Source organism: Bradyrhizobium yuanmingense (genome assembly GCF_900094575.1).
GTDB lineage: Bacteria > Pseudomonadota > Alphaproteobacteria > Rhizobiales > Xanthobacteraceae > Bradyrhizobium > Bradyrhizobium yuanmingense.
Window position 1 is genome coordinate 669283 of the sequence record NZ_FMAE01000004.1, and the last position, 22809, is coordinate 692091.

Here is a 22809-nt window from a genome sequence, read left to right on the forward strand (position 1 = left end):
GGCTCCGGTCAATTTGCGATTGGATCGCGCAGGATATGCACGGTTTGGTGCATAAAGGTCCATTTGCATCGATTTGTATTTATCTGCGAGGGTGATGGAGCCGAAAGGAGCGAGGAAGGCGCCGATTGCAAAAAAGGCGCCGCATTGCTGCGACGCCTTTCGCCTCTAGTCTTCGCGATCTGCTTACGGGCAAGGATGCCGCCGGCCGTCGTAGCCGAGATAGGTGCCCGAGGCCGGGTCGTAAGATTTGAAGCGCCGCGCGCAATAAGCGGCGTCGCCGCCGCCATCCTGCACTACGGCAACCGACGGCTCGTCATAGTAGCCGTAGTAGTAGGGATCATCGTAATAGCCGTAGCCGCTGCCGTAATAGGCGTAGGAGCCGAGGCCGCCGATCGCGGCGCCAGCCGCAAAGCCCGGCCAGAAGCCGCCGTGGCGATGATGATGGTGGTGGCGACCGTGCCAGTGACGACCGCTCCAGTTGCCGCTGCCGACCTGCCAATTGCCGCTGCCGCCCTGCCAGTTGCCCGCAACTGCAGCGCTACGGGTCCCACTGAAGCTCGGCGAGATAGCGGCACGGTCTGCCGCGCCCCCGACGAAACTGCCGCCGCCCGGACGGACCGCGCCACCGGCTGCGAAATTGCCACCGCCCGGGCGCATCGCCGCTCCGCCCCCGAAACCGCCGCCACCGCCCTGGAACGCGGCGCCGCCGCCGCCCATGCGGGCGCCGCCACCGAAGCCGCCGCCTCCGCCAGCGACCGCGGCACCTCCGCCACCGATCGCGGCACCACCGCCCGCTCCGACCGCGGCGGCACGACTCTGCTGCGCAAAGCTCGGGCTCGCCAAGGGAAGAACCAACGCCACCGTCGCAGCGGCACTCAACAATTTCAGACTGTTCATGGTGAAACTCCTTTTCCCGGAAAGCAACCCTGAGAAAGCGCGGGGGTTCCTGGGATCACGCCGGTTTGCGCGCGCATGGAGCCTCAGGTCCCGCCGCTGTACCGCGCATGAATGAATCGCGTCCGCTTTGCGGCAGGGGCGCGCGCGGCAGGCGGATTTGCGGGGGCGCCGACGCGCCTGCCGAACTGGACATTTCGCCCCCCGGATGGCATCAGGACCCCACGAAGCAGGGCCCTTGCCGCATGAAACAATTCTTCCTCAAGTTCTTCACCTGGTGGAATGGCCAGACCTTTGGCACCCAGCTCTGGACCAAGCGGTATGGCGAGCTGGTCGGGGAGGACGAGCAGGGCAACCGTTACTACCGCACGCGGGGCGGGGCGATCGATCCGGCGCTCGGCTTCGAGCGGCGCTGGGTGATCTATAACGGCTACGCGGAAGCGAGCCGGATTCCACCGTCCTGGCATGGCTGGATTCACCACGTCGTCGACAAGCCGCCGACCGAAATCGATTATCAGCCGCGCGAGTGGGAGAAGCCGCACCAGCCGAACCTCACCGGCACAGCGAAGGCCTATCGGCCCTCCGGCTCGACGCTCGCCAGCGGCAGGCGTCCCAAGGCGACCGGCGACTATCAGCCCTGGACGCCCGGCTAAGCCCCTTTCGGCCGACCCACGAATCACCATCGTCCAAAGCGGATGCACATGCATCCGCGCCGCGCCGCTGTGGACAACGGGAACAGCGGGGATGCCGCCTGCGCAGGTGTTGCCGCGAGGCGGGCGATGCGGCTCAATGATCCCATCTTACGGAGATGGGAGACCATCGCGTTCGGTTCGGGCAACAGTTCGCGACTGTCCCGAGATGCAGCGGCCGCCGAGGAAGGACTCGATCGGGAGATAGGCCCCCGGTCTGGAAGCTCCGACATCGCCCGATGTGAATGTGCAGCCACCGTGAGACAGGAAAGGCCGCTTGGGAAACCGAGCGGCCTTTTTCTGTCGTTGTTCGCCTCGCGTGTCCCGGACGCGCTGCAGCGTGAAACGCTGCGCTGCGTCCGGGGTACAAGAGCAAGCCCGATCCTTTACGCCACCCGCTCGGCCGCGCGCTGCACCGCCTCGAGCCGCCGTGCATGGTTCTGCGCGCCGCGCTCCCTCAGCAGCGCCAGCACTTCGGCTGGCGCGGTGTCGGGTGAGCCCGCATTGAACGGCGGGGCTGGATTGTATTCCATCTGCAGCTGGATCGCTTCGGCCATGGTGCGATCGACCAAGATCGAGACCAGCGTCAGCGCGAAATCGATGCCAGCGGTGACGCCGCCGCCGGTGATGCGGTTGCGATCGACGCAGACGCGGGTCTTCGTCGGTGTCGCGCCGAACTGCGCGAGCATCTCCATTGCGCTCCAATGGGTGGCGGCGCGGTAGCCCTTCAGGAGGCCGGCAGCGCCGAGGGCCAGCGATCCTGTGCAGACCGAGGTGACGTACTTGGCGCCTGCCGCCTGCTTGCGCAGGAATTCCAGTACGTCCTCGTCGTTGAGAAGGTCGTTGGTGCCCTGGCCGCCCGGCACGCAGATGACATCGAGCTGGGGGCAATCCGCAAAGGTCGTGGTCGGCGTCAGCGTCAGGACGGAATCGCTCGGCACCGGCTCGATCCGCTTCCAGATCAGGTGCAGCTTTGCGTCCGGGACCATGGCGAACACCTGCAAGGGGCCGGTGAAGTCGAGCTGGGTGACGCGCGGAAATACCAGGATTCCGATCTGGAGCGGTGACGACATGGGAGCCTCCGATAATGCGCTTGACGCCGGCAGAATGGCATGGTGCCCTCAAGTCAGAAATGGCATAATTCCCTCGCTTTCGGACATGCCAACGTTCGAACATGCCAGGCCTAGCCCATGATCGGCATCCTGATCTTCCCGGACTTCCAGCTGCTCGATGCGGCAGGTCCGATCTCGGCGTTCGAGATCGCAGCGCGCTGCCTCGGCAAGGCGCCAGCCATCCGCGTGCTGGCCGCCAAGCCGGGGCTGGTGCGCAGCTCGTCGGGCGTCGAGATGATGGCGCGCGACTTCAAGACCGCGAACGCGATCACGACGCTCGTCGTCGCCGGCGGCATGGGCGTCGCGGAAGCTGGGCGCTGTCAGATCACGCGGGCCTTCGTGCAGCGGCTTGCAAGGCGCGGCGTGCGGGTCGCGAGCGTCTGCTCGGGCGCCTTCGTGCTCGCCGAGGCGGGGCTTCTCGACGGCCGCCGCGCCACCACGCATTGGGGACGGACGCGCGATTTCATCGCGCGCTTTCCCAAGGTGAAGTTCGAGCCGGACCAGATTTTCACCCGCGACGGCAATGTGTGGACCTCCGCAGGTATCACCGCAGGGATCGACCTCGCGCTGGCTATGGTCACCGAGGACCACGGCGAGGAGATCGCGCAGGCAACCGCGCGGCAGCTCGTTCTGTACCATCGCCGCAGCGGCGGCCAGTCGCAGTTCTCGTCGCTGCTGGAATTGAAGGCGCCGAACGGACGCTTCGGCACGCTATTGTCCTGGGCACGCGAAAATCTCGATGCGCCGCTGACCGTGGAGGATCTCGCCGATCGCGCCGGCATGAGTGCACGGCATTTTGCCCGCGCCTTCGCCGCCGAGACCGGCACGACGCCGTCCAAGGCGATCGAGCGGCTCAGGCTCGAAGTCGCGCGCGAGCGCGTGCAGTCCTCGCGCGAGGCGATCGAGCGCGTGGCGGAGGTGACCGGCTTCCGCGACCCCGAGCGCATGCGGCGTGCCTTCATCCGCGCCTATGGCCAGCCGCCGCAGGCGCTGCGGCGCGCGGCGCGGGCGGGGTAGGACGTTTCTCTTGACCTTGGCGAGCCCTGCGGAACGGCGAAGTCGGGCGTTGCTCAGAAGCGGACTTCGGCGATGCTCACTTGTCCGGCTTCTCGCTCACGATGGCGCCGGTTTTGGGATCGGCACGGAATTCCATCTTCTGGCCGTTCTTGATGCCTTCGCCTTCCCACCGGCCATCGTCGGCTTCAAGCTTGGTGACCTCGGAATAGCCCGCCTCCAGGATCTTGGCTATCACTTGTTGCATCGGCATCCAGTCGGGGCCGGGTCGATCGGCTCTCGCGGCCGAGCCCAGCGCGAGCGAGCCGAGAACCAAAATCACGGCAAACCTCATCGCGACCTCCTTTGGGTAACAGACCTTGAACGGCCACCTTAGATTGTTGTTCCTTCACGGCGCTCCTGTGACACAAACGAGTGAACTTCGACCTTTTTTGCCTCGCTGGACCCATTCGTGCGTGCCGTCAGGCGCCTTGCGATCGGCATCAGCATGTACGGCGCAAAGTGAATCGGAAACTGCGTCAGCGCGAAATAGAGCCAGGTCGTCGCCGGCAGCGCGGCGGCGGTGGCCGCCAGCATCAGGCCCAGATTGCGCTGTGACACCATCAGGCCGAGCGCGAACGCGCGCTCGGTGCCGGCACGTCGGAAGATCAGCGTGGTTGCGGCGAGGAGGGTGAAGTAGACCGCAAAAGCGAGCAGCGCGACGGCGATCGTGAACAGCGGATCGGCGAGAAACTCGGTTGCGACGTCGCCCATCACTGCGGAGGCGAACACCAAGAGTATGATGATGTTGAGGCCGTCGATCGGCCGCTTGTGGCGCTGGATTGCATCACTGCCCACCAGACGGCGGATGATCGTGGCGGTCACCAGTGATGCGGCGAGGATGCCGAGCAGCTTCAAGCCGAGCGTCATCGGAGAGATGCTGAGCATGCCGCCGAGAAACAGGCTCGCGTACAGCGAGGCGGTGAATGGCACGAGCGCGGTCGAGGTCACCAGCGTGACCAGCACCAGCGCGGCATCGAGGCCCATCAGCGCGGCAAGCGCTGGCGCCGCCATCATCGGCGAGGCCATGCCCTGGAGCATCAGCGCGAGAGCAAGGCCTGGAGAGCTCGTGGAGAGCCCCGTCGCGTGGGCAGCGAGGGCGAAGATTAGCGGCACACCGATCGTGGTCCAAACGGTGGCGGCCGCGACCAGCGCCGGCCGGCGCAGATGTCCGTACAGCGCGCCGAGATCGACGCGCATGAAGGAGATGCAGAGCAGAAGGAAGATCGCCTCGGTGACGTAGGGGCGCAGCAGCGCGCCGAGCGGCGGCACCGCGACCGCGATGAAGGCAATCGCCGCCACCGCGCGCGTGCCCTGGCCACCAAGCCAGCCGAGGGCACGCAGGGGAAGGGCGAGGACGGCTCGGAGGAGGGAGGGCATTTCTGTCGGTATTATCGGCTGCGTAGCGCTTTGGAGGGCATGCTCGCCTTCGGCCATGGGGGTGCCCCGGCGAGGGGCTCAGGACTATCCCATCCGGGAGCCGGCCTGGCCAGACCGGGCCGGGAAGGGCAGGGATGCCGCCCTTCCCCCGCCGTATTCGGCGTGTTAACCGGAAGGCCTGCGAGCGGCGGTATCCCCTGTAGAATGTCCAACGAGCCCGATTCGCTGTTGAAGCCGCGCGAAATGTTCAAAACCTTTTCCCTGACCGGTCTTGCGGCGCTTTTGGCCGCCACCGCACTGACGGCTGCGACGCCGGCAAGTGCGCAGATCGGCACGATCTTCTCCGATCCGCCGCCGCTGCGGCCGCCCGGCAGCATTCCGCGCGGCCAGCCCCAGCCGCAGCAGATGCCCGAGGACGACGAAGAGGTGCCGGAGCTGCCGCCGCAGGGCCGGGTGCTGCCGTCGCGCCCGATGCCGCCGCCTCCGGGCCGGCAGGGCAACGTGATGCCCGGGCCGGTCGAGACCCAGCCCCTAGCACCGCCGCCGGGCTCGACCCTCGCGCCGCCGAACCAGCCGCCCTCGGCCGCGATCACTCCGCCGGGTCCGCAAGGCGCTCCCGGAGCGCCCGGTCAGCGGCAGCCCCAGCAGAAGGGCGGCGTGCCGCAGACGCCGGCCAGCCTCCAGCCGGGCGACGAGGTCGTGACGGAGCCGCCGGCCCAGAAGATCGTGAACAAGAAGGCGACGTTCTCCGGCCTCGACAAGATCACCGGGCGCATCATCAATTTCGACGAGGAGATCGGCGAGACCGTCCAGTTCGGTGCGCTCCGCGTCAAGACCAACGCCTGCTACACGCGTCCCGCGACTGAAGCGGCCAACACCGACGCCTTCGTCGAGGTCGACGAGATCACCTTGCAGGGCGAGGTGAAGCGGATCTTCTCGGGCTGGATGTACGCGGCGAGCCCCGGCCTGCACGGCGTCGAGCATCCGATCTACGACATCTGGCTGACCGACTGCAAAGAGCCGCAGCAGACCGTGGCGACGGCGGCACCGGATCCGGCCGCGGCCAAGCCGCCGCCACCGCCGCCCACGCAGAAGAAGGCCGCGCCCAAGCAGGTGCAGCAGCGCCCGCCGCAGCCGCTGCCGCCGATCCAGCAGCAGCAACCGGCGCCGCCGCCGCCGCCACCACCGGAGCAGCGCCCAGGCCTGTTCGGCATCCCCGGATTTGGCCGCTAACCGAGCTGTTCGTTATTGCCGCGAAGCGATGATCTCGAGGGCTCGTGCGCCCGGGATCGCTTCGCCGGCGGAGAGCTTCAGGAAATCGCCGGGCTCGCCCGCCAGCGCCTTGTCGAGCAGCGCGGTATAGCGTCGCCGCGAGATCTCGACGGCGCCGAAGCTCTTCAGGTGCTCGGTGACATATTGGGTGTCGAGCAGCTCGAAGCCGCCGTGAATGAGCCGCGCGACCAGATGCACCAGCGCGACCTTCGAGGCATCGCGCACATTGTGGAACATGCTCTCGCCGAAGAAGGCCCGCCCCAGGCTGACGCCGTAGAGACCGCCGACGAGCTCGTCGCCCTGCCAGGCTTCGACGCTGTGGCAATGGCCGAGCTCGAACAGCCCGCCATAGAGGTCGCGGATACGCTTGTTGATCCAGGTGTCCTCGCGGCCCACTTGCGGCGCCGCGCAGCCGGCGATGGTCGCCTTGAATGCGGTGTTGACGGTGACGCGAAACTGATCCGAGCGCACCGTGCGCGCGAGGCGCGAGGCGACGCGGAAGCCGTCGAGCGGGATGACGCCGCGCAGCTCCGGCTCGACCCAGAACAGGGTCGGATCGTCGGCGCTTTCGGCCATCGGAAAGATGCCGCAGGCATAAGCGCGCAGCAGCACGGCCGGCGTGATTTCAGACGGGGCGGAGTCGCGCGAAGTCATGGCTTGCCATCATAGCAGGATCGCAATGCAGTTGCGATGGGTGCGGCCGAACCGCTCAGCCCGTGGCAGCGGTGCTGGTCTTGCCGACGCTTGCGGGCATGCGGCCGAACTTCAGCACGACCCGGGTTCCGGAATGCGTGGGATCGCGCTCGACCGTGGCGTCGAGCTTGGTGGCCATGGCTGCGACGATGCGCTGGCCCATGCCGGTGGAGCGCGGATCGGCCTTGGCGTTGTCGCCAACGCCGTCGTCGGTGATCGAGAGCAGGAGATCGTCGCCTTGCGAGATCAGCTCGACATGGATCGGGCCGGCGCCGTCGGGATAGGCGTATTTCACCGCGTTCATCACCAGCTCGTTGACGATGATGCCGACGGCGACCGCACGGTCCGGATCGATCTCGATCGGCTCAGCCTTCAGCGTCAGGCGCGACATGCGGTTGCCTTCGGCCGAGCGGCGGAGATCCTCGAGCAGCGAGTCCAGATACTGATTGAGGACCACGCTCTTGAGGTCCTGCGAGGTGTAGAGGCGGCGGTGCACCTGCGCCACCGCGGCGACGCGGCCCATCGCGTTGGTCAGCGCCGCCTTGACCTCGTCCTGCGCGGCGGAGCTTGCCTGCAGATGCAGCAGCGAGGCGATGATCTGGAGCGAGTTGCCGACGCGGTGATTGACCTCGCGCAGCAGGAGCTCGCGTTCGGCGGCGAGCGCCGCGTAGCGGTCGCGCGAGGCGTGTATCTCGGCCTCGGCTTCCTCGCGAGCCCGTTGCAGCTCGGCCTGGCGTAGCGCGCCTTCGGCGGCGACGTGGAGGAGCGGGATGAAGTCGCCCTGGACGTCCTTGACCAGATAGTCGGCCGCTCCCGCCTTGAGCGCCGTCACCGCGATGCTGGAATCCTGCGAGGCGGTCACGAACACGACGGGCGGCGCGTCCGGGATCGCCATGATCTGCTCGAGCGTCTCGAGCCCGTCGAGGCCTGGCATGTACTGGTCGAGCGCGACGACGTCGATGCCGCCTACGGTGCTGTTCTGGGCGGCGGCGCGGCGGATGTGCTCGAGACCTTCCTCGCCGCTCGCGGCATGGACGACCCGGAAGCCGCGCCGCGTCAGGCCGCGATCGACCAGGCGCGCCAGCGCCCCGTCGTCGTCGATGTAGAGCAGTGTCGGCGTGCGCTGGTTCATGTGGCGGCGGGCGGGACCTGGATGACCGAGAAGAACAGACCGAGCTGCCGGATGGCGTTGGCGAAATTCTCGTAGTTGACGGGCTTGGTGATGTAGACGTTGCAGCCGAGCTCGTAGCAGCGCTTGATCTCCTGGGAATCGTCGGTGGTGGTCAGCACCACCACGGGCGAGGCCTTCAGGTACTTGTTCTCCTTGATCTGCTTCAGGATGTCGATCCCGGTCATGTCGGGGAGGTTGAGGTCGAGCAGGATCAGGAGCGCGTTGCCCTTCTGCACCAGCCCGGAGCCGTCGGCGCCGAACAGGTGCCGCATGGCGTCGGTCCCGGTGGTGAAGGAGACGATCTCGTTGTTGACGCCCGAGCGGCGGATATTGCGCTCGATCAGACGGGCATGGCCCTCGTCGTCCTCGACCATGATGATGGTGACAGGCTGGGTCATCGATCTCTGTTCCGGTTGCTCACGTTCCAGGCGATCGGCAGCGTGATCGTGAAGGTGCTGCCCGTGTTGAGTTCCGATGATACCGACATGGTGCCGCCGAGGCGACGCACAAGTGCACGCACATGGGCAAGACCAATGCCCTGGCCGGGCTTGTCCTGGGTTCCCGCGCGGCGGAACAGGTCGAATATCCGCTGGTGGTCCTTGGGATCGATGCCGCGGCCGTTGTCGCTGACCTCGAAGATAGCGTAGCCGAGCTTGGTCCGCCCGCGGATTCTGATCTCGCCGGGCACGCCGGGCTTGAGATATTTGATGGCATTGTCGATCAGGTTGGAGAAAATTTGCTCGAGGGCGAGACGGTCGCTCACGAGGTCCGGCAGGGGCTCGACGTGAATCTCGGCCTGCGCCTCGGCGGCCTGGTGCGCCAGCGTCGTCACGATGGCCTCGATCAGCTCGCGCGTGTCGACCTTCACCGGCTGGAATTCGCGCCGGCCCTCGCGGGTGAGGTTGAGGATGGCCGAGATCAGCCGGTCCATCTTGGCGATCGACGATTTGATGAAGCCGAGCGCTTCGGAGAAATCCTCATGGAGCTGCTTGTCGGCGCCCTCGAGCGCGATCTCGCCCGGAGCGGCGGGCGCGAGCGGCGCTCCATCCGCGGGGGCGTGCGCGAGGCTGCCGATGCGGCGGAAGATGTCGCCGCCGAGCTCTTCGAGCTCGCTCGTGAAGCCCATGATGTTGACGAGCGGCGAGCGCAGATCGTGGCTGACGATATAGGCAAAGCGCTGGATCTCGTCGTTGGCTTCGCGCAGATCCGCCGTGCGCTCGTCGACGACGGCCTCAAGATTGAGGTTGGCATCGCGCAGGCGCGCTTCGGCCGCATCGCGTTCGCGTGTCGAACGCCGCACCAGCCAGATCGAGATCAGCGCCAGCACCACAACCAGGCCGGATCCGATACCGGTCATCGAGGCGGCCAGGGTCTGGCTGCGGTCGGAGTTGGCCGTGCGGAGGCGGAATAACCGTTCCTCCTCCTGAAGCATTCCCGTCGCGACTTCGGCAATCGCCGCCGTGGTATCGGCGGAGGCTAGCTCGCGCACCAACCCTGCGGCCTTCTCCGGCTGACCCTGACGGATGAAATCCATCTCCTGCGCGAATTGGCCGAGCCGCGTCTCGATCACCGAACTCAGCTTTTCGATGCTCTTGCGCTGTTGCGGATTGTCGCCGATCAGGCGTGTAAGCCTGTCGAGCGCTGGCACGATTGCAGCGATGGCCTTGTCGTGGTCTGCCTTGAAATCCGATCTTTGGGTCAGCAGGTAGCCGCGGGCGGTGCTTTCCGCACGCCGGATTTCCAAGAGGAGGGCGTTGATCTGGTTTTCAGCCTCGATGGTGTGAACCACCCACTTGCTGTCCTCCCGCGCCTTGTTGACGAGGTAGACGGAACCGGCGCTGATCACGGTCAGCACCAAAAGGCCCGCCGCGAACAGCAGGATCTGCCAGAATGCGCGCCGTCGCTGGCCTTCAGCCGTCACGACGGTTCACCTGTCTGCAGGCAATGGAGTTCAAAACGCCCCCTTGGAACTGGCCCCAACCATCCAGAACGCGATTGGAGGCAAGGGGTTCCATGAGACGACGTGATTATCGCGGCGCTGGTTCCACCTTGCCGGCCAGGTACTGCTCCAGCCAGTGGATGTGGTAGTCGCCGTTGATGATGTCGGCTTCGCGCACCAGCGCGCGGAACAGCGGCAGCGTGGTCTCGATGCCCTCGACCACCATCTCGTCCAAGGCGCGGCGCAGCCGCATCAGGCATTCGGCGCGGGTCTTGCCGTGCACGATCAGCTTGCCAACGAGGGAGTCGTAATAGGGCGGGATCGTGTAGCCCTGGTAGACGGCGGAATCGATCCGCACCCCGAGGCCGCCGGGCGGATGATATTGCAGGATCCGGCCGGGCGAGGGGCGGAAGGTCTGCGGATTCTCAGCGTTGATGCGGCACTCGATCGCATGGCCGATGACCTGGACCTCGTCCTGCCTGGCCGGCAGGTCGCCGCCGGCGGCGATGCGGATCTGCTCCAGCACGAGGTCGATGTCGGTGATGCTCTCGGTGACGGGATGCTCCACCTGGATGCGGGTGTTCATCTCGATGAAGTAGAACTCGCCGTCCTCGAACAGGAATTCGATGGTGCCGACACCGAGATATTTCATCTCGCGCATCGCTTTCGCGCAGGTCTCGCCGATCTTGGCGCGCGCCGCGGCAGCAAGCACGGGCGAGGGGCCTTCCTCCCAGACCTTCTGGTGGCGGCGCTGCAGCGAGCAGTCGCGCTCGCCGAGATGGATCGCGCCGCCGCGGCCGTCGCCGAGGATTTGGATCTCGATGTGGCGCGGCTTCTGCAGGTATTTTTCCAGATAGACGGAAGCATCGCCAAAGGCGGATTTGGCCTCGTTGGCCGCCGTCGATAAGGCGACCTGGAGGTCGGCCTCGCTGTGCGCGACTTTCATGCCGCGGCCGCCGCCGCCCGCCGCCGCCTTCACCAGCACGGGGAAGCCGATTTTCCTCGCGATCGCCATCGCATCGTCGTCGGGACCGACGGCGCCGTCCGAGCCGGGCACCACGGGGATGCCGAGGCGCTTGGCGGTCTTCTTGGCCTCGATCTTGTCGCCCATCAGGCGGATGTGCTCGGCCTTCGGACCGATGAAGTGCAGATTGTGCTCGGCGAGGATTTCCGCAAAGCGCGCGTTCTCGGAGAGGAAGCCGTAACCGGGATGCACCGCGTCGGCGCCCGTGATCTCGCAGGCCGCGAGCAGGGCGGGCACGTTGAGATAGCTGTCCTTGGACGCCGGCGGCCCGATGCAGACGCTCTCGTCCGACAGCCGCACATGCATGGCATCGGCGTCGGCGGTGGAGTGCACGGCGACGGTGGCGATCCCGAGCTCCTTGCAGGCCCTGAGGATGCGAAGGGCGATCTCGCCGCGGTTGGCTATGAGGATCTTGTCGAACATGTTGTCCTGCAGCGAATGGCGAGTGGCGAATGGCGAGTAGGGAAGGCTGACGCCATTCGCTATTCGCTATTCCCCATTCGCGTCACTCAATGATCACCAGCGGCTCGCCGTACTCGACCGGCTGGCCGTCCTCGACCAGGATCTGCGTCACCGTGCCGGCGCGCGGCGAGGGGATCTGGTTCATCGTCTTCATGGCTTCGATGATCAGCAGGGTCTGGCCGACTGAGACCTTGGTGCCGACGTCGATGAACGGCTTTGCGCCCGGCTCCGGCGCCCAATAGGCGGTGCCGACCATCGGCGAGGTCACGGCGCCGGGATGCTTCGACAGATCGGCCGCGGCAGGGGCCGCGGGGCTTGCTGCCACCGGCAGGGCGGCCGGAGGAGCCGTCACCTGCATCGGCATGGTCGCGGCAACGCTGATGTTGCGGGCAACGCGCAGTCGCAGACCCGCTCGCTCGATCTCGATCTCGGTGAGGCTGGTCTCATCGAGCAGAAGTGCCAGCTCGCGGACGAGCGCGGAATCCTCGCTAGAAAACTTTGCGGCTGCTTTGTCGTCTGGCTGGCGCGCCATGTTGTTTGATCCGAATGTTCTGTTGGAAGGGAGCGTCAGGCGTTGGGCTTGATGCCGAGCTTGGCGGCAAGGCCCTGGATGGCGAGGCGGTAGCCCTCGATGCCGAAACCGCAGAGCGAGGCGAAAGCCGCGCGCGCGGTGTAGGAATGGTGACGAAAACTCTCACGGGCGTGGATGTTGGTCACGTGCACCTCGACGGTCGGAATCTGCACCGCGAGCAGCGCATCGTGCAGTGCGATCGAGGTGTGGGAATAGCCGCCGGCATTGATGATGATGCCCTTCATCTTGCGCGCATGCGCCTCGTGGATGAAATCGATCAACTCGCCTTCGCGGTTGGATTGCCGGCAGTCCGCCTTCAGGCCGAACGTCGCGGCCGTGTCCCGGCACAGCGCCTCGACGTCGGCCAGCGTCGCATGGCCATACTTGTCGGGCTCGCGGGTCCCTAGCATGTTGAGGTTCGGCCCGTTCAGGACGAGGATCGTGTCGGTTGCAGGTTCGGCCATTCCAATCCCGGAAGAGGTGTTTCGGCGTGGCGGGGGTTATAGGTAACAAAGCGCGTGAGGGGAAGCCTTGAAGGGCCTCAGCGGCGGGTTCAACCGCCTCATCCAGTGCGCAAAAACCTGTGCGGAAACCACGGAAATTGCTTGTTAACCAGTCCGAAGCATGGCTGCCCGGCGCATGCAAAGGGGCGGGCATCGCTGCCCGCCCCTGAGATTGCCCGTGTCCGCCTTAGACGTTCAGGACGGCCACGATCTCGTAGGTGTCCGGATCGATGATGACGATCTCTTCCCGGACCAGGACATACTTGTAGCTCCGCCACTCCGGATAGATCGACACGACCCGAGACGGCAGGGCGTGAAGGGTGATGCCCTCCCGCGGAATGCGGGTGCCGACCGAGATCGAGAAGTTCACGTTGGTCACCGGGGCGACGCGCTGCTCGCGGATCACGGACGTGATCTGCGTGCGCTGCTCAGTCGAAAGCTTGGCAGCGGCGCCGGCCTGGCCGACCGTGGTCGAGCTCTGGCCCTGCGCGTTCTGGGTCGAGCTGGTGCCAGTCTGACCCTGCACGTTCTGGTTGGTGCTCGTGGTGCCGGCGCCCTGTCGGGTCTCGGTGGTCGAGGTGCCTCCCTTGCTGCCCTCAGCCTTCATGTCCTTCTGGTCCTTAGCACCGGACTTGCTGGTGTCCTGGCTCATGCTCTTGGACTTGTCCTGCTGGGACTTGTCCATCTGGCCCTGCGCGCGATCATCGGTGCGCTGGCCCTTGGTGGTACCAGACTTGTCCTCGGCCGCGTTCTTGTTCATCGCGCCGCCCGAGGGGCGCTCGTCCTTCATCGCGCCGGACTTGTCTTCGGACTTCATCGTCCCGGAGCCGCCGGCCTGGCCAACGGTCCCTTTGTCCTGGCTCATCGAGCCACCGCGCTCAGCAGCGCCGCCGGAAGGCTGCGAATGCTGCATCTGCGCGCCACCGGCGCCGCCGCCGCTGTCGCGGCCCATATTGCCCTGCGCGTTCGCGAGGCCAGTGCCCGCGACGAGCGCGACTGCGGCAACCGAAATCATAAAGCGGTTCAACATCGAAATTCTCCTCACGTGTTCATTCGCTCATTGCCCGCGCCGACAACGAAAGGGGATTTGAGTTGTTCCGGAACTTCGACTGTTCCGCGGCTTTTGTTTGTTGAACGCCAGATGAATGACTTTGCACGAAGGCGCCAACGTTCAGCGCAAGAAAAAAGGCCGGCATGTCTGCCGGCCTTTTTGTGTTCTCGCTATCGTAAAACTGTGATCAGCAGGTCGCCTTGCCGCAACGGGCAATGCCGATCTTCTCCTTCAGGCTTTCAACACCGACGGCACCGATCACGATCTGCTTGCCGATCACGTAGCTCGGCGTACCGTTCATGCCCATCGCTTCGGCAAGCTTGAAATTCTCCTCGAGGGTGGCGCGCACCTCGGGGCTGGCGATGTCCTTCTCGATGCGAGCCGTGTCGAGACCGGCTTCCTTGGCGGCTTGCATCGCGCGGGCCTTGTCGGCGGCGCCGCGGCCGCTGAGCAGTTTCTGATGGAAGTCGAGATATTTCTTGCCGGAGGGATCCTGCATGCGCACGGCGACCCCGACCTGCGCCGCTTCCACCGAGCCCTGGCTCAGCACCGGAAATTCCTTCAGCACCACCTTCAGCTTCGGATCGCCCTTCATGATGGTCAGCATGTCGTCCATCGCGCGCTTGCAATAGCCGCAATTGTAGTCGAAGAACTCGACGAAGGTGACGTCGCCGTCCCTGTTGCCGAGCACGACCTGGCGTGGCGAGTTGAAGATCGCCTCGGCGTTCTGCGCGATGCTGGCTTGGTGCTTCTGCGTTTCGGCCGCGGCCTGGCGCTTGCTGAGCTCGGCCATGGCCTCCTCGAGCACCTCGGGATGGCTGACGAGATAGTTCTTGATGATCTTCTCGATCTCGGTGCGCTGGCTGTCGGAGAAACTGTCGGCCGAGGCGGGCACGGCTGCGCCGAACATGGCGAGCGCGAACAGGGCAGGAGCGAGCAGGCGCAGCGAAGGCATAGTCAAATCCTCTTATCCAAAGCGGGTTTCGAGAAACGTCCCGGCGGAGCAAGCCCGGTGTCGTGACGTCGTGGTCGGGCGTCGTTCGGGTTTGCGTCAGTTGCGCGGCGGCTTCGCCGCCACGATGTCGTCGGCCTTGACCCATCCGGGGGTGCCGACGGCGAAACGTGTTTTCGCGCGCGTGGCAAGCTCGCGGGCGGTTTTGTTGTCGCCGCGCAAATATGCGGCCTGGGCCGAGGCGAGATCTGCCTCCGCATAATCTCCCTTCCGGCCATAGGCCATCGCGAGCTGGGTGTAACCGAGCGCCGCCTCGGGCTCCCGGGCCACCGCGGCGCGGAGAATCCGAACGGCATCGTCGGTGTAGGCCTTATTATCGGTTCCGACCAGAGCCTGCCCAAGTAACATCTCGATGAGGGGGGCGTTGTTCGAGAGGGCGACGGCCTTGCGCAAGGGAGCGATCGCTTCGGCCGCCTTGCCGCTTTCCAGGAGCGCCTGGCCGCGCACCTCGTAGAAATACGGGTTGTTCGGCTGCACCTGGATCAGCGCGTCGATCTGGGCAAGCGCGCTGCGCAGATCACCGTGCAAATAGGTGCTGATGGCGCGGGCATAGCGCGCCGGCAGGCTGTCGTTGGTCTGGGGATAGCGGCGGTAGACCGTCTCCGGCCGTTCCATGAAGGCGGAGATCTTGGCGCGGACCATGTCGTGCCGAAGCTGGAGCGCGGGATCGTCCTTCTTGTTCCAGTAGGGGCTGGAGCTTGCGAACTCCTGTAGTGCGGCGACGCGCTCGGCCGGCATCGGATGCGACTGCAGATAGGGATCGGCGCCGCGCGCGGCGAACAGGCTCTCGCTGGTGAAGCGCTTGAACGTCTCGTACATGCCCTTGGGCGATTGCTGGGTCGCAGCCAGGAATTTCACGCCGGCGCGGTCGGCATTCTCCTCCTGCTGGCGCTGGTAGGACAGCAGCGTGCGGCGGATCACCTCCTGCGGAGCGGCGATGGCGGCCGCGCCAGCATTGGCGAGCCCGTTGTTGCCTACGCTGCTGCGCTGCGTGCTGCCGGCCGCAATAGCGCCGGCGCCGAGCAGCATCGCGATGATCATCTGGGTCTGGGCGGCGGCGAGCTGCTCGCGCAGCTTGGACAGATGGCCGCCCGCCAGGTGTCCGGTCTCGTGCGCGAGCACGCCGATGATCTGGTTCGGCGTCTCCGATTGCAGGATCGCGCCCCAATTGACGAAGATGCGGCGGCCATCCGCGACGAAGGCGTTGAACGAGCCGTCGTTGATGATCACCATCTGGATGTTGTGCTTCTCCAGACCCGCAACGCGCAGGATCGGACGCGTGTATTCGCGCAGCAGCTGCTCGGTCTCGGTGTCGCGCAGGACCGGCGGCCCCTTGGCCTGCGCGCGCGCGGCCGAGAACGGCGTCAGCGCGATCGCCGTGGCCGTGACGAGGGCGGTGAGGGCGGAGGCCTTCTTGCGCAATGCGATCTGGAGCGACATCAAGCGGTCTTGGTCAAAAGGGGCTCGGTCAAGTGGTCTTGGTCAAGCAGTTCAGTGATTGGTCTTGGCGATTGGCGGCGGACCGGATACGCGATATGCCCTTGTGAGCGGTGCCCTTATGAGCCGTACAATGCGGCCAGTCTGGGGCACAAGCGCCCCGTTTACGGACCGGACGGACCGGTTCGCCAGCCAATAGCAGAAATCGATGCACGACGCGACATTGAGGAACCGGTTGGGGCAGTGGCTCGAGCCCTCCCGCCGCAGCGATGTTCCCCCGTTCATGGTGATGGACGTCATGGCCGCGGCGGCCCGAATCGAGGCCGCCGGCGGTCATGTGATCCACATGGAGGTCGGCCAGCCCGCGGCCGGCGCGCCCAGGACCGCGATCGCGGCCGCCCATGCGGCGCTCGAGGCCGGACGAATCGACTATACGTCCGCGCTCGGCATCCCCAGTCTGCGCGCGCGCATCGCGCGCCATTATCGCGACGCCTATGGCTGCGATGTCAGCCCCGAGCGGATCGTGGTGACGACGGGCTCGTCGGGCGGCTTCATCTTGGCCTTTCTGTCGATGTTCGAACCTGGCGATCGCGTCGCCGTGACGGTGCCGGGCTATCCGCCATATCGACATATTCTGACCGCGCTCGGCTGCGAGCCGGTGCTGATCGAGACCACGAACGAAACGCGTCACGCGCTCACCGGCGAGGCCCTGCTCGCAGCGCATCGCAAGGCGCCGCTGAAGGGTGTTCTGGTCGGCAGCCCCGCCAATCCGACGGGCACGATGATGTCCCGTGAAGCGCTCGCCGGCCTGATCGCGGCCGCAGAAGACGCCGGCATCCGCTTCATCTCCGATGAGATCTATCACGGGCTCGATTACGCGTTTCCGGCCGTGACAGCGGCTGCGCTGTCCGAGCACGCGCTCGTGATCAATTCGTTCTCGAAGTATTTTTGCATGACCGGTTGGCGCATCGGCTGGATGGTGGTGCCCGAGATCCTGGTGCGGCCGATCGAGCGGCTGCAGCAGAACCTCTCGATCTCGGTGCCCTCGCTGTCGCAGATCGCGGCGGAGGCTGCCTTCGACGGCACGGCCGAGATGGAGGAGATCAAGCACGGCTACCAGGAAAACCGGCGCGTCCTGATCGATGGTTTGCCCAAGGCGGGACTGACGAAATTCCTGCCGGCCGACGGCGCCTTCTATCTCTATGCAGACGTCTCGGACTTCACCGCCGACAGTTTCGAATTCGCAAAGCAGATGCTGGAGCAGGCGCGCGTGGCGGCAACGCCCGGCCTTGATTTCGATCCCATCCATGGCCGCTCGTTCATTCGTTTCTCCTATGCGCGCTCGCCAGGGGAGATGCGTGAGGCAGTTGACCGGATTGCTGAGTGGCTTAAATAACTGCGCCAGTTTTCTTCAGCCTTCCGGAGTTCAGCTTGTCAGACCGTTCCGTCCCGTCCGCCGCTACGCCACATTCCTCTCTCGCCGCATTGATGTGGCCGACGCGACCGGGCGAAGCCGTCGGCGCGCTGCGTGCCGTCGTGCTGGTCGCGCTCGGCACGGCGTTGATGGCGCTGTCGGCCAAGGTGAATCTGCCGCTGCCTTACGTGCCCATGACGTTGCAGACGTTGGTGGTGCTGATGATCGGCGCCGCCTATGGCTGGCGCCTCGGCAGCGCGACCATGATCGCTTACCTCGCCGAGGGCGCGATCGGGCTTCCGGTGTTCGCCGGCCCCGTGGGTGGGATCGCGCCGCTGGTCGGCCCGACCGCGGGCTATCTGTTCGGTTTCGTGCTGGCTGCGTTCGCGACCGGTTGGCTCGCCGAGCGCGGCTGGGATCGCAGCGTCGTGCTGCTGTTTGCGGCGATGGCTGTTGGCCACATCGTCATTCTCGCGGCCGGATTCGGCTGGCTGGCATTCGGCCTTGGTCTCGGCGCCACCAAGGCCTGGCAGGTCGGCATCGTGCCGTTCATCGCGGCCTCGCTGGTCAAGAATGCGCTCGGCGCGACCCTGATTCCGGCGGCGCGCCGGATTGTCGAGCGTCGCGGATAGGACGCGCTCGCTAAAATCGCTCGGGCCGGTACGGCGTGGGATCGACCGCGGGCGTTTCGCCGCTCATCATTTCCGCGAGCAGGCGCCCGGTCGCAGGTCCCAGCGTAAAACCCTGGTGGCCGTGGCCGAAATTCATCCACAGGCCGGGGTGGCGCGGGGCTGGGCCGAGCACCGGGAGCATATCGGGCGTGCAGGGCCTCGTGCCGAACCACGGATCCGGCTCGACCCGTTTGCCGAGGTCGATCAGCTCGCGCGCCGAGGCTTCGGCGCTGGCGAGCTGCACCGGGGTTGCGAGCGCGTCCGCGCCCGTCAATTCCGCGCCGGTGGTGATGCGGATGCCCTTGGCCATCGGCCCCATGGCGTAGCCACGGGCCTTGTCGACCAGCGGCAGGTCGAGCGAAGCGCCGCCGCTGTAATGCATGTGGTAGCCGCGCTTGCGCACCAGCGGGATGCGATAGCCGAACTTGTACAATAAATCAGGCGACCACGGCCCGAGCGTCACGACGGCGTGGGCAGCGTCGATGCGGCCCTGGTCGGTGTCCACCGACCAGCCGGTCGCGGTCTGTCGCAGCGACTGCGCATCACCGAGCACGATCCTGCCGCCGAGCCGTACGAACAGCTCGGCATAGGCCGTGACCAGCGCGCCGGGATCGGACACGGTCCAGGTGTCGAGCCAGTGGATCGCTCCCGGGAGATCATCGCGCAGGATCGGCTCGGCCCTGGCAAGCTCGCTGCCCGACAGCACGCGGTAGTTCACGCCAAATTCGCGCTGATCTTCCTCGGCAGCCTTGACCGAGAGATCCAACGAAGCGGCATCGCGAAACAGCGCTCGGTAGCCGGCGCGGCGGATGAGATTGTCGGCATGCGCCTCGCGGATCAGGATGTCGTGCTCGGCCGTTGCGTAGGCGATCAGCCGTGCCCAGGCCTCGATCGCCTCGCGATGCCGCCTCGGCGCCGAATGCCACCAATAGCGGAGCAGGGGCTCGATGTGGAGATGCAGCGAGGAGAGGCTGTAGCGCACGTCGTTGGTGCGGCCGGTCGCGATCTTCAAAAGCGAAGCGAGGTCGCGCGGCATCGGATAGGGGCGTACCGCTTCGGCCTGGATCATCCCCGCGTTGCCGTAGCTGGTCTCGCGGCCCGGCTCCCTGCGATCGATCAGCGTCACCCACCAGCCGCGCCGCTGCAGATGCAGCGCGGCGCCGACGCCCACCATGCCGCCGCCGAGAATGATCGCGCTTTGCATCGCAACTGACCTCATCAAATCAAAACCGCCCGGTTGGGCCGGGCGGTTTCAATTCCATTTGTCCCTTTACTCGCCGCCGCCGAAACGGCGTGACCACCAGCCGGCACGACGTGGGGCGGCCGGGGTTTCGCTTGCCGCCTCCGGCGCGGGCTCAGGTGCCGGCGCGGGTGCAGCAACCGGCTCGGTCGCCTCCGCCGCCGGCGTTGCGGGCTCCGCCTGGCTGTTCGCCAGGAAGCTCACCTTTTCGCGCACGGTGGAGCGGCGCCGCGCGGCCCTGTCGCCGGCTGACTCTTCGTCCGGCGTTGCGGTCGTCGCGGCGGGAGCGGGCTCCGGCTGGGCCGGCGCCTCGGTTCGGATCTCGGCGTGCGGCTCAGGCTCCGCAACTTGCGGCTCGCCGGTCGGCTCGGCCTGCGCGATCGAAGGCGAAGCCTGGCTGCCGAGGCCGTCGAAATCGGCCACTGCATCGGCAGCTTCCGGCGGCGGGTTGGTGCCGAGCTCGTCGCTGATGGAGCCGGCAAGACCTTCCTCGCCGCCACCGCGACGGCGGCGACCGCCGCGGCGGCCACGCCGACGCCGGCGATCACCGCTGCCCTGCTGTTCGCCACGGGCGGCCTGTTCCTCGCCCTCCTCACCGTCCTGCTCGGACTCGGTCTCCTCCTCGCTTTCGCCGGCGATCATCGCGGGCTCAGGCACGGTCGGCGCCGTATCCTCGCGCAACTCTCCTTCGCGCTGGCCGCCGCGGCCGCGCCGGCGGCGCCGGCGCTTGCGGCGCTGGCCGTCCTGCTCCGAGGCTGCCTCGCCGCCAGCCTGCTCGTCGGCAAGGCCTTCGGTCTCGTCGGTTTCGACCTCGGATTCCGTCTCCAGGTCGAAGACGTCCTCGTCGTCATAGGCCTCTTCGGCCGGTGGCGGCGGGCTCGCAGCGGCTTGCGCAACGAGCAGCGCCTTGGCGGCTTCGAGCGTATGCACCTGCTCGCCGCGGTCGATCACATAGGCCTGCGGACCGCTGACGCCGGGATCGGCGATCACCGACAGCGTGACCTTGAAGCCGTTCTCGAGATCGCGCAGATGGCCGCGCTTGTGGTTCAGCACATAGAGCGCGACGTCGGTGCGGGTGCGGACCACGAGATTGTGGGTGGCGCCCTTCATCAGGATCTCTTCGAGGCCGCGCAGGAGCTGCAGCGCCACCGAGGACACCGAGCGGACGTGGCCGGTGCCGCCGCAATGCGGGCACGGATCGGTCGAGGATTCCAGCACGCTGGCGCGGATGCGCTGGCGCGACATCTCGAGCAGGCCGAAATGCGAGATGCGGCCGACCTGGATGCGCGCGCGATCCTGCCTGAGGCAATCGGACAGCTTGCGCTCGACCGCGCGGTTGTTGCGCTTCTCGTCCATGTCGATGAAATCGATGACGATCAGGCCGGCGAGGTCGCGTAGGCGGAGCTGGCGGGCGACCTCTTCAGCCGCTTCCATGTTGGTCTTGAGCGCGGTGTCCTCGATATGGTGCTCGCGCGTCGATCGTCCCGAGTTGACGTCGATCGAGACCAGCGCCTCGGTCTGGTTGATGACGATGTAGCCGCCGGAGCGCAGCTGCACGGTCGGCGAGAACATCGCATCGAGCTGGCTCTCGACGCCCATGCGCGAGAACAGCGGCTGGCCGTCGCGATATTGCTTCACCGCGCCAACATTGGCGGGCATCAGCATCTTCATGAAGTCGCGGGCCTCGCGGTGGCCGGCTTCGCCGGCGACCAGGATCTCGTCGATCTCCTTGTTGTAGAGGTCGCGCAGCGAGCGCTTGATCAGCGAGCCTTCCTCGTAGACGAGGGTCGGGGCCTGCGATTTCAGCGTGAGGTCGCGCACCGTCTCCCACATCCGGATCAGATATTCGAAGTCGCGCTTGATCTCGGGCTTGGTCCGGGCGGCGCCCGCGGTACGCAGGATGATGCCCATGCCCTCGGGCACGTCGAGGTCCTGCACCACTTCCTTCAGGCGCGAGCGGTCCTGCGCGCTGGTGATCTTGCGGCTAATGCCGCCGCCGCGTGCGGTGTTCGGCATCAGGACGGCGTAGCGGCCGGCGAGCGAGAGGTAGGTCGTCAGCGCCGCGCCCTTGTTGCCGCGCTCTTCCTTGACGACCTGAACCAGCATCACCTGGCGGCGCTTGATGACTTCCTGGATCTTGTACTGGCGGCGCGGGCGGAAGGTGCGCTCCGGCACTTCCTCGAGCACGTCGTCGCCGCCGACGGATTCGACGACTTCCTCTTCGGCATCCTCGCCGTCCTCGTCCTCGTCGTCCTCCTCGGCTGCTTCCCCGGCGTCCGCATGCGGGGCTTCCGTGCTTTCGCCGGCGGTGTAGATGGCCTCGGCCGGCTCGGCGGCCGATGTCACGGCTTCGGCCAGAGGCTCCGCCTGCGCTTCCGCGGCATGAGCTTCTGGAGCGGGAACGTCGAAGGTTGACGCCGGCTGCGGCTCGGCAGCGGTTTCGACCGCGGGCTCGGCGCCGACCGCCGCGACAGGCGCGGGCGTCTCGTCGGCGTGATCATGATCGTGATGATCGCGTTCGTCCTCGCGGCCGTGGGCATCATCGTGAGCGTGATCGTGCTCGTCATCGCGGGCATGACGATGTTCGTCATGATCATGGTCACCATGATCGGGATCGTGGCCTTCGTGCTCGCCATGATGCTCCGTATCGGCGTGCGGATGCTCGCCCTCGGCATGCTCGGGCAGCGCGGCGCCTTCGACCGGCTGAGCGGCGGGATCGGCGCCGGCTTCGAGACCTTCGACGATGTCGCTGCGCACGCGCTCGCCATGACCGCGGCGGCGGGCGTTGCGGTGCCGCGAGCGGCGACGGCCGTGCGAGCGGTTCTCGCTTTCTTCCTCGGCCTCGCGATGGGCCTGTTCCTCGGCCTCGATCAGCGCCTGCCGGTCGGCGACCGGGATCTGGTAATAGTCGGGATGGATTTCGCTGAAGGCGAGAAAGCCGTGGCGATTGCCGCCATATTCGACGAAAGCAGCCTGGAGCGAGGGTTCGACCCTTGTGACCTTGGCGAGGTAGATATTCCCGCGCAGCTGCTTGCGTTGCGCGGTCTCGAAATCAAACTCTTCGACACGATTGCCGCGGACCACGACGACCCGGGTCTCCTCCGGGTGGGTGGCATCGATCAACATCTTGTTGGGCATGTCTTAACTCTTGGCGGCGGCGGACGCGATAAGCCGTGGGCGCGTATCGCGCCGGCGGGTGACGCGACGGTCCACCTGATTCG

The 22809-nt window shown here is 66.4% G+C and carries 21 protein-coding genes; 5 read left to right on the forward strand and 16 right to left on the reverse strand.

What is annotated here, in order from left to right:
• Positions 1–183: 183 nt before the first annotated feature.
• Positions 184–897: a BA14K family protein gene (locus tag GA0061099_RS16740; protein ID WP_036022872.1), complete on the reverse strand. Its 714-nt coding sequence runs from the start codon at positions 895–897 to the stop codon at positions 184–186.
• A gap of 242 nt (positions 898–1139) precedes the next feature.
• Here GA0061099_RS16740 and GA0061099_RS16745 point away from each other — a divergent pair, with 242 nt between their 5' ends.
• Complete coding sequence (locus tag GA0061099_RS16745) at positions 1140–1547, forward strand: NADH:ubiquinone oxidoreductase subunit NDUFA12 (RefSeq protein WP_036022873.1); 408 nt, start codon at positions 1140–1142, stop codon at positions 1545–1547.
• A gap of 422 nt (positions 1548–1969) precedes the next feature.
• On the opposite strand, the gene GA0061099_RS16750 is transcribed toward GA0061099_RS16745, so the two are convergent.
• Positions 1970–2656, reverse strand: coding sequence for a DJ-1/PfpI family protein (locus GA0061099_RS16750; RefSeq protein ID WP_036022874.1), 687 nt, complete (start codon positions 2654–2656; stop codon positions 1970–1972).
• A 117-nt stretch (positions 2657–2773) separates the two neighbouring features.
• On the opposite strand from GA0061099_RS16750, the gene GA0061099_RS16755 reads away from it, so the two are divergent.
• On the forward strand, positions 2774–3712 hold the full coding sequence (locus GA0061099_RS16755) for a GlxA family transcriptional regulator (protein WP_074447899.1): 939 nt from the start codon (positions 2774–2776) through the stop codon (positions 3710–3712).
• A 76-nt stretch (positions 3713–3788) separates the two neighbouring features.
• Here the strand turns inward: GA0061099_RS16755 and GA0061099_RS16760 are convergent, their stop codons facing one another.
• Both GA0061099_RS16760 and GA0061099_RS16765 read right to left on the reverse strand, forming a co-directional pair.
• Complete coding sequence (locus GA0061099_RS16760) at positions 3789–4043, reverse strand: PepSY domain-containing protein (protein WP_036000102.1); 255 nt, start codon at positions 4041–4043, stop codon at positions 3789–3791.
• 38 nt (positions 4044–4081) lie between these two features.
• Positions 4082–5128 (reverse strand): Na+-dependent transporter, encoded by a 1047-nt coding sequence (locus GA0061099_RS16765; RefSeq protein WP_050995875.1) that lies wholly within the window; start codon positions 5126–5128, stop codon positions 4082–4084.
• A 204-nt stretch (positions 5129–5332) separates the two neighbouring features.
• On the opposite strand from GA0061099_RS16765, the gene GA0061099_RS16770 reads away from it, so the two are divergent.
• The gene (locus GA0061099_RS16770) at positions 5333–6361 is read left to right on the forward strand and encodes a DUF2155 domain-containing protein (RefSeq protein WP_036022878.1); all 1029 of its coding nucleotides are present in this window, start codon (positions 5333–5335) and stop codon (positions 6359–6361) included.
• A gap of 12 nt (positions 6362–6373) precedes the next feature.
• Here GA0061099_RS16770 and aat read toward each other — a convergent pair whose 3' ends face one another.
• From aat to GA0061099_RS16820, 10 genes are all read right to left on the reverse strand, one after another.
• Positions 6374–7054 (reverse strand): leucyl/phenylalanyl-tRNA--protein transferase, encoded by a 681-nt coding sequence (gene aat / locus GA0061099_RS16775; RefSeq protein ID WP_036022879.1) that lies wholly within the window; start codon positions 7052–7054, stop codon positions 6374–6376.
• A gap of 55 nt (positions 7055–7109) precedes the next feature.
• Positions 7110–8225 carry a sensor histidine kinase gene (locus GA0061099_RS16780; protein WP_036022880.1) on the reverse strand — a complete coding sequence of 372 codons (1116 nt, stop codon included), beginning with the start codon at positions 8223–8225 and terminating at the stop codon, positions 7110–7112.
• A complete protein-coding gene (locus tag GA0061099_RS16785) occupies positions 8222–8662 on the reverse strand; it encodes a response regulator (RefSeq protein ID WP_036000093.1) in 441 nt (146 codons plus the stop codon). The genes GA0061099_RS16780 and GA0061099_RS16785 overlap by 4 nt, the downstream gene beginning before the upstream one ends.
• On the reverse strand, positions 8659–10185 hold the full coding sequence (locus GA0061099_RS16790; RefSeq protein ID WP_036022881.1) for a sensor histidine kinase: 1527 nt from the start codon (positions 10183–10185) through the stop codon (positions 8659–8661). Before GA0061099_RS16790 ends, GA0061099_RS16785 begins: the two co-directional genes overlap by 4 nt.
• Positions 10186–10291: 106 nt before the next feature.
• Positions 10292–11650 (reverse strand): acetyl-CoA carboxylase biotin carboxylase subunit, encoded by a 1359-nt coding sequence (gene accC, locus GA0061099_RS16795; RefSeq protein WP_036022882.1) that lies wholly within the window; start codon positions 11648–11650, stop codon positions 10292–10294.
• Positions 11651–11732: 82 nt separating this feature from the next.
• A complete protein-coding gene (gene accB, locus GA0061099_RS16800; RefSeq protein ID WP_036022883.1) occupies positions 11733–12221 on the reverse strand; it encodes an acetyl-CoA carboxylase biotin carboxyl carrier protein in 489 nt (162 codons plus the stop codon).
• A gap of 35 nt (positions 12222–12256) precedes the next feature.
• Positions 12257–12724, reverse strand: a complete 468-nt coding sequence (gene aroQ, locus GA0061099_RS16805; RefSeq protein WP_036022884.1) for a type II 3-dehydroquinate dehydratase — start codon at positions 12722–12724, stop codon at positions 12257–12259.
• Between the two features lie 226 nt (positions 12725–12950).
• Complete coding sequence (locus tag GA0061099_RS16810) at positions 12951–13793, reverse strand: DUF1236 domain-containing protein (RefSeq protein ID WP_036022885.1); 843 nt, start codon at positions 13791–13793, stop codon at positions 12951–12953.
• 208 nt (positions 13794–14001) lie between these two features.
• Positions 14002–14769 carry a DsbA family protein gene (locus GA0061099_RS16815; protein WP_036022886.1) on the reverse strand — a complete coding sequence of 256 codons (768 nt, stop codon included), beginning with the start codon at positions 14767–14769 and terminating at the stop codon, positions 14002–14004.
• Between the two features lie 96 nt (positions 14770–14865).
• Positions 14866–16266 (reverse strand): M48 family metalloprotease, encoded by a 1401-nt coding sequence (locus tag GA0061099_RS16820; protein WP_036022887.1) that lies wholly within the window; start codon positions 16264–16266, stop codon positions 14866–14868.
• A gap of 205 nt (positions 16267–16471) precedes the next feature.
• Here GA0061099_RS16820 and GA0061099_RS16825 point away from each other — a divergent pair, with 205 nt between their 5' ends.
• Both GA0061099_RS16825 and GA0061099_RS16830 read left to right on the forward strand, forming a co-directional pair.
• Complete coding sequence (locus GA0061099_RS16825) at positions 16472–17659, forward strand: pyridoxal phosphate-dependent aminotransferase (protein WP_036022888.1); 1188 nt, start codon at positions 16472–16474, stop codon at positions 17657–17659.
• Between the two features lie 92 nt (positions 17660–17751).
• A complete protein-coding gene (locus GA0061099_RS16830) occupies positions 17752–18309 on the forward strand; it encodes a biotin transporter BioY (protein ID WP_036022889.1) in 558 nt (185 codons plus the stop codon).
• A 10-nt stretch (positions 18310–18319) separates the two neighbouring features.
• Here GA0061099_RS16830 and GA0061099_RS16835 read toward each other — a convergent pair whose 3' ends face one another.
• Together GA0061099_RS16835 and GA0061099_RS16840 are read right to left on the reverse strand one after the other, a co-directional pair.
• A complete protein-coding gene (locus tag GA0061099_RS16835; RefSeq protein ID WP_036022890.1) occupies positions 18320–19552 on the reverse strand; it encodes an NAD(P)/FAD-dependent oxidoreductase in 1233 nt (410 codons plus the stop codon).
• A 66-nt stretch (positions 19553–19618) separates the two neighbouring features.
• On the reverse strand, positions 19619–22726 hold the full coding sequence (locus tag GA0061099_RS16840) for an Rne/Rng family ribonuclease (protein WP_036000036.1): 3108 nt from the start codon (positions 22724–22726) through the stop codon (positions 19619–19621).
• Between the last annotated feature and the right edge of the window lie 83 nt (positions 22727–22809).

Excerpts from the sequence above, each read along its gene's own strand:
- GA0061099_RS16740 (WP_036022872.1), bottom strand. The coding sequence starts at position 897 with ATGAACAGTCTGAAATTGTTGAGTGCCGCTGCGACGGTGGCGTTGGTT.
- GA0061099_RS16745 (WP_036022873.1), top strand. The coding sequence starts at position 1,140 with ATGAAACAATTCTTCCTCAAGTTCTTCACCTGGTGGAATGGCCAGACC.
- GA0061099_RS16750 (WP_036022874.1), bottom strand. The coding sequence starts at position 2,656 with ATGTCGTCACCGCTCCAGATCGGAATCCTGGTATTTCCGCGCGTCACC.
- GA0061099_RS16755 (WP_074447899.1), top strand. The coding sequence starts at position 2,774 with ATGATCGGCATCCTGATCTTCCCGGACTTCCAGCTGCTCGATGCGGCA.
- GA0061099_RS16760 (WP_036000102.1), bottom strand. The coding sequence starts at position 4,043 with ATGAGGTTTGCCGTGATTTTGGTTCTCGGCTCGCTCGCGCTGGGCTCG.
- GA0061099_RS16765 (WP_050995875.1), bottom strand. The coding sequence starts at position 5,128 with ATGCCCTCCCTCCTCCGAGCCGTCCTCGCCCTTCCCCTGCGTGCCCTC.
- GA0061099_RS16770 (WP_036022878.1), top strand. The coding sequence starts at position 5,333 with ATGTCCAACGAGCCCGATTCGCTGTTGAAGCCGCGCGAAATGTTCAAA.
- aat (WP_036022879.1), bottom strand. The coding sequence starts at position 7,054 with ATGACTTCGCGCGACTCCGCCCCGTCTGAAATCACGCCGGCCGTGCTG.
- GA0061099_RS16780 (WP_036022880.1), bottom strand. The coding sequence starts at position 8,225 with ATGAACCAGCGCACGCCGACACTGCTCTACATCGACGACGACGGGGCG.
- GA0061099_RS16785 (WP_036000093.1), bottom strand. The coding sequence starts at position 8,662 with ATGACCCAGCCTGTCACCATCATCATGGTCGAGGACGACGAGGGCCAT.
- accC (WP_036022882.1), bottom strand. The coding sequence starts at position 11,650 with ATGTTCGACAAGATCCTCATAGCCAACCGCGGCGAGATCGCCCTTCGC.
- accB (WP_036022883.1), bottom strand. The coding sequence starts at position 12,221 with ATGGCGCGCCAGCCAGACGACAAAGCAGCCGCAAAGTTTTCTAGCGAG.
- aroQ (WP_036022884.1), bottom strand. The coding sequence starts at position 12,724 with ATGGCCGAACCTGCAACCGACACGATCCTCGTCCTGAACGGGCCGAAC.
- GA0061099_RS16810 (WP_036022885.1), bottom strand. The coding sequence starts at position 13,793 with ATGTTGAACCGCTTTATGATTTCGGTTGCCGCAGTCGCGCTCGTCGCG.
- GA0061099_RS16815 (WP_036022886.1), bottom strand. The coding sequence starts at position 14,769 with ATGCCTTCGCTGCGCCTGCTCGCTCCTGCCCTGTTCGCGCTCGCCATG.
- GA0061099_RS16820 (WP_036022887.1), bottom strand. The coding sequence starts at position 16,266 with ATGTCGCTCCAGATCGCATTGCGCAAGAAGGCCTCCGCCCTCACCGCC.
- GA0061099_RS16825 (WP_036022888.1), top strand. The coding sequence starts at position 16,472 with ATGCACGACGCGACATTGAGGAACCGGTTGGGGCAGTGGCTCGAGCCC.
- GA0061099_RS16830 (WP_036022889.1), top strand. The coding sequence starts at position 17,752 with ATGTGGCCGACGCGACCGGGCGAAGCCGTCGGCGCGCTGCGTGCCGTC.
- GA0061099_RS16835 (WP_036022890.1), bottom strand. The coding sequence starts at position 19,552 with ATGCAAAGCGCGATCATTCTCGGCGGCGGCATGGTGGGCGTCGGCGCC.
- GA0061099_RS16840 (WP_036000036.1), bottom strand. The coding sequence starts at position 22,726 with ATGCCCAACAAGATGTTGATCGATGCCACCCACCCGGAGGAGACCCGG.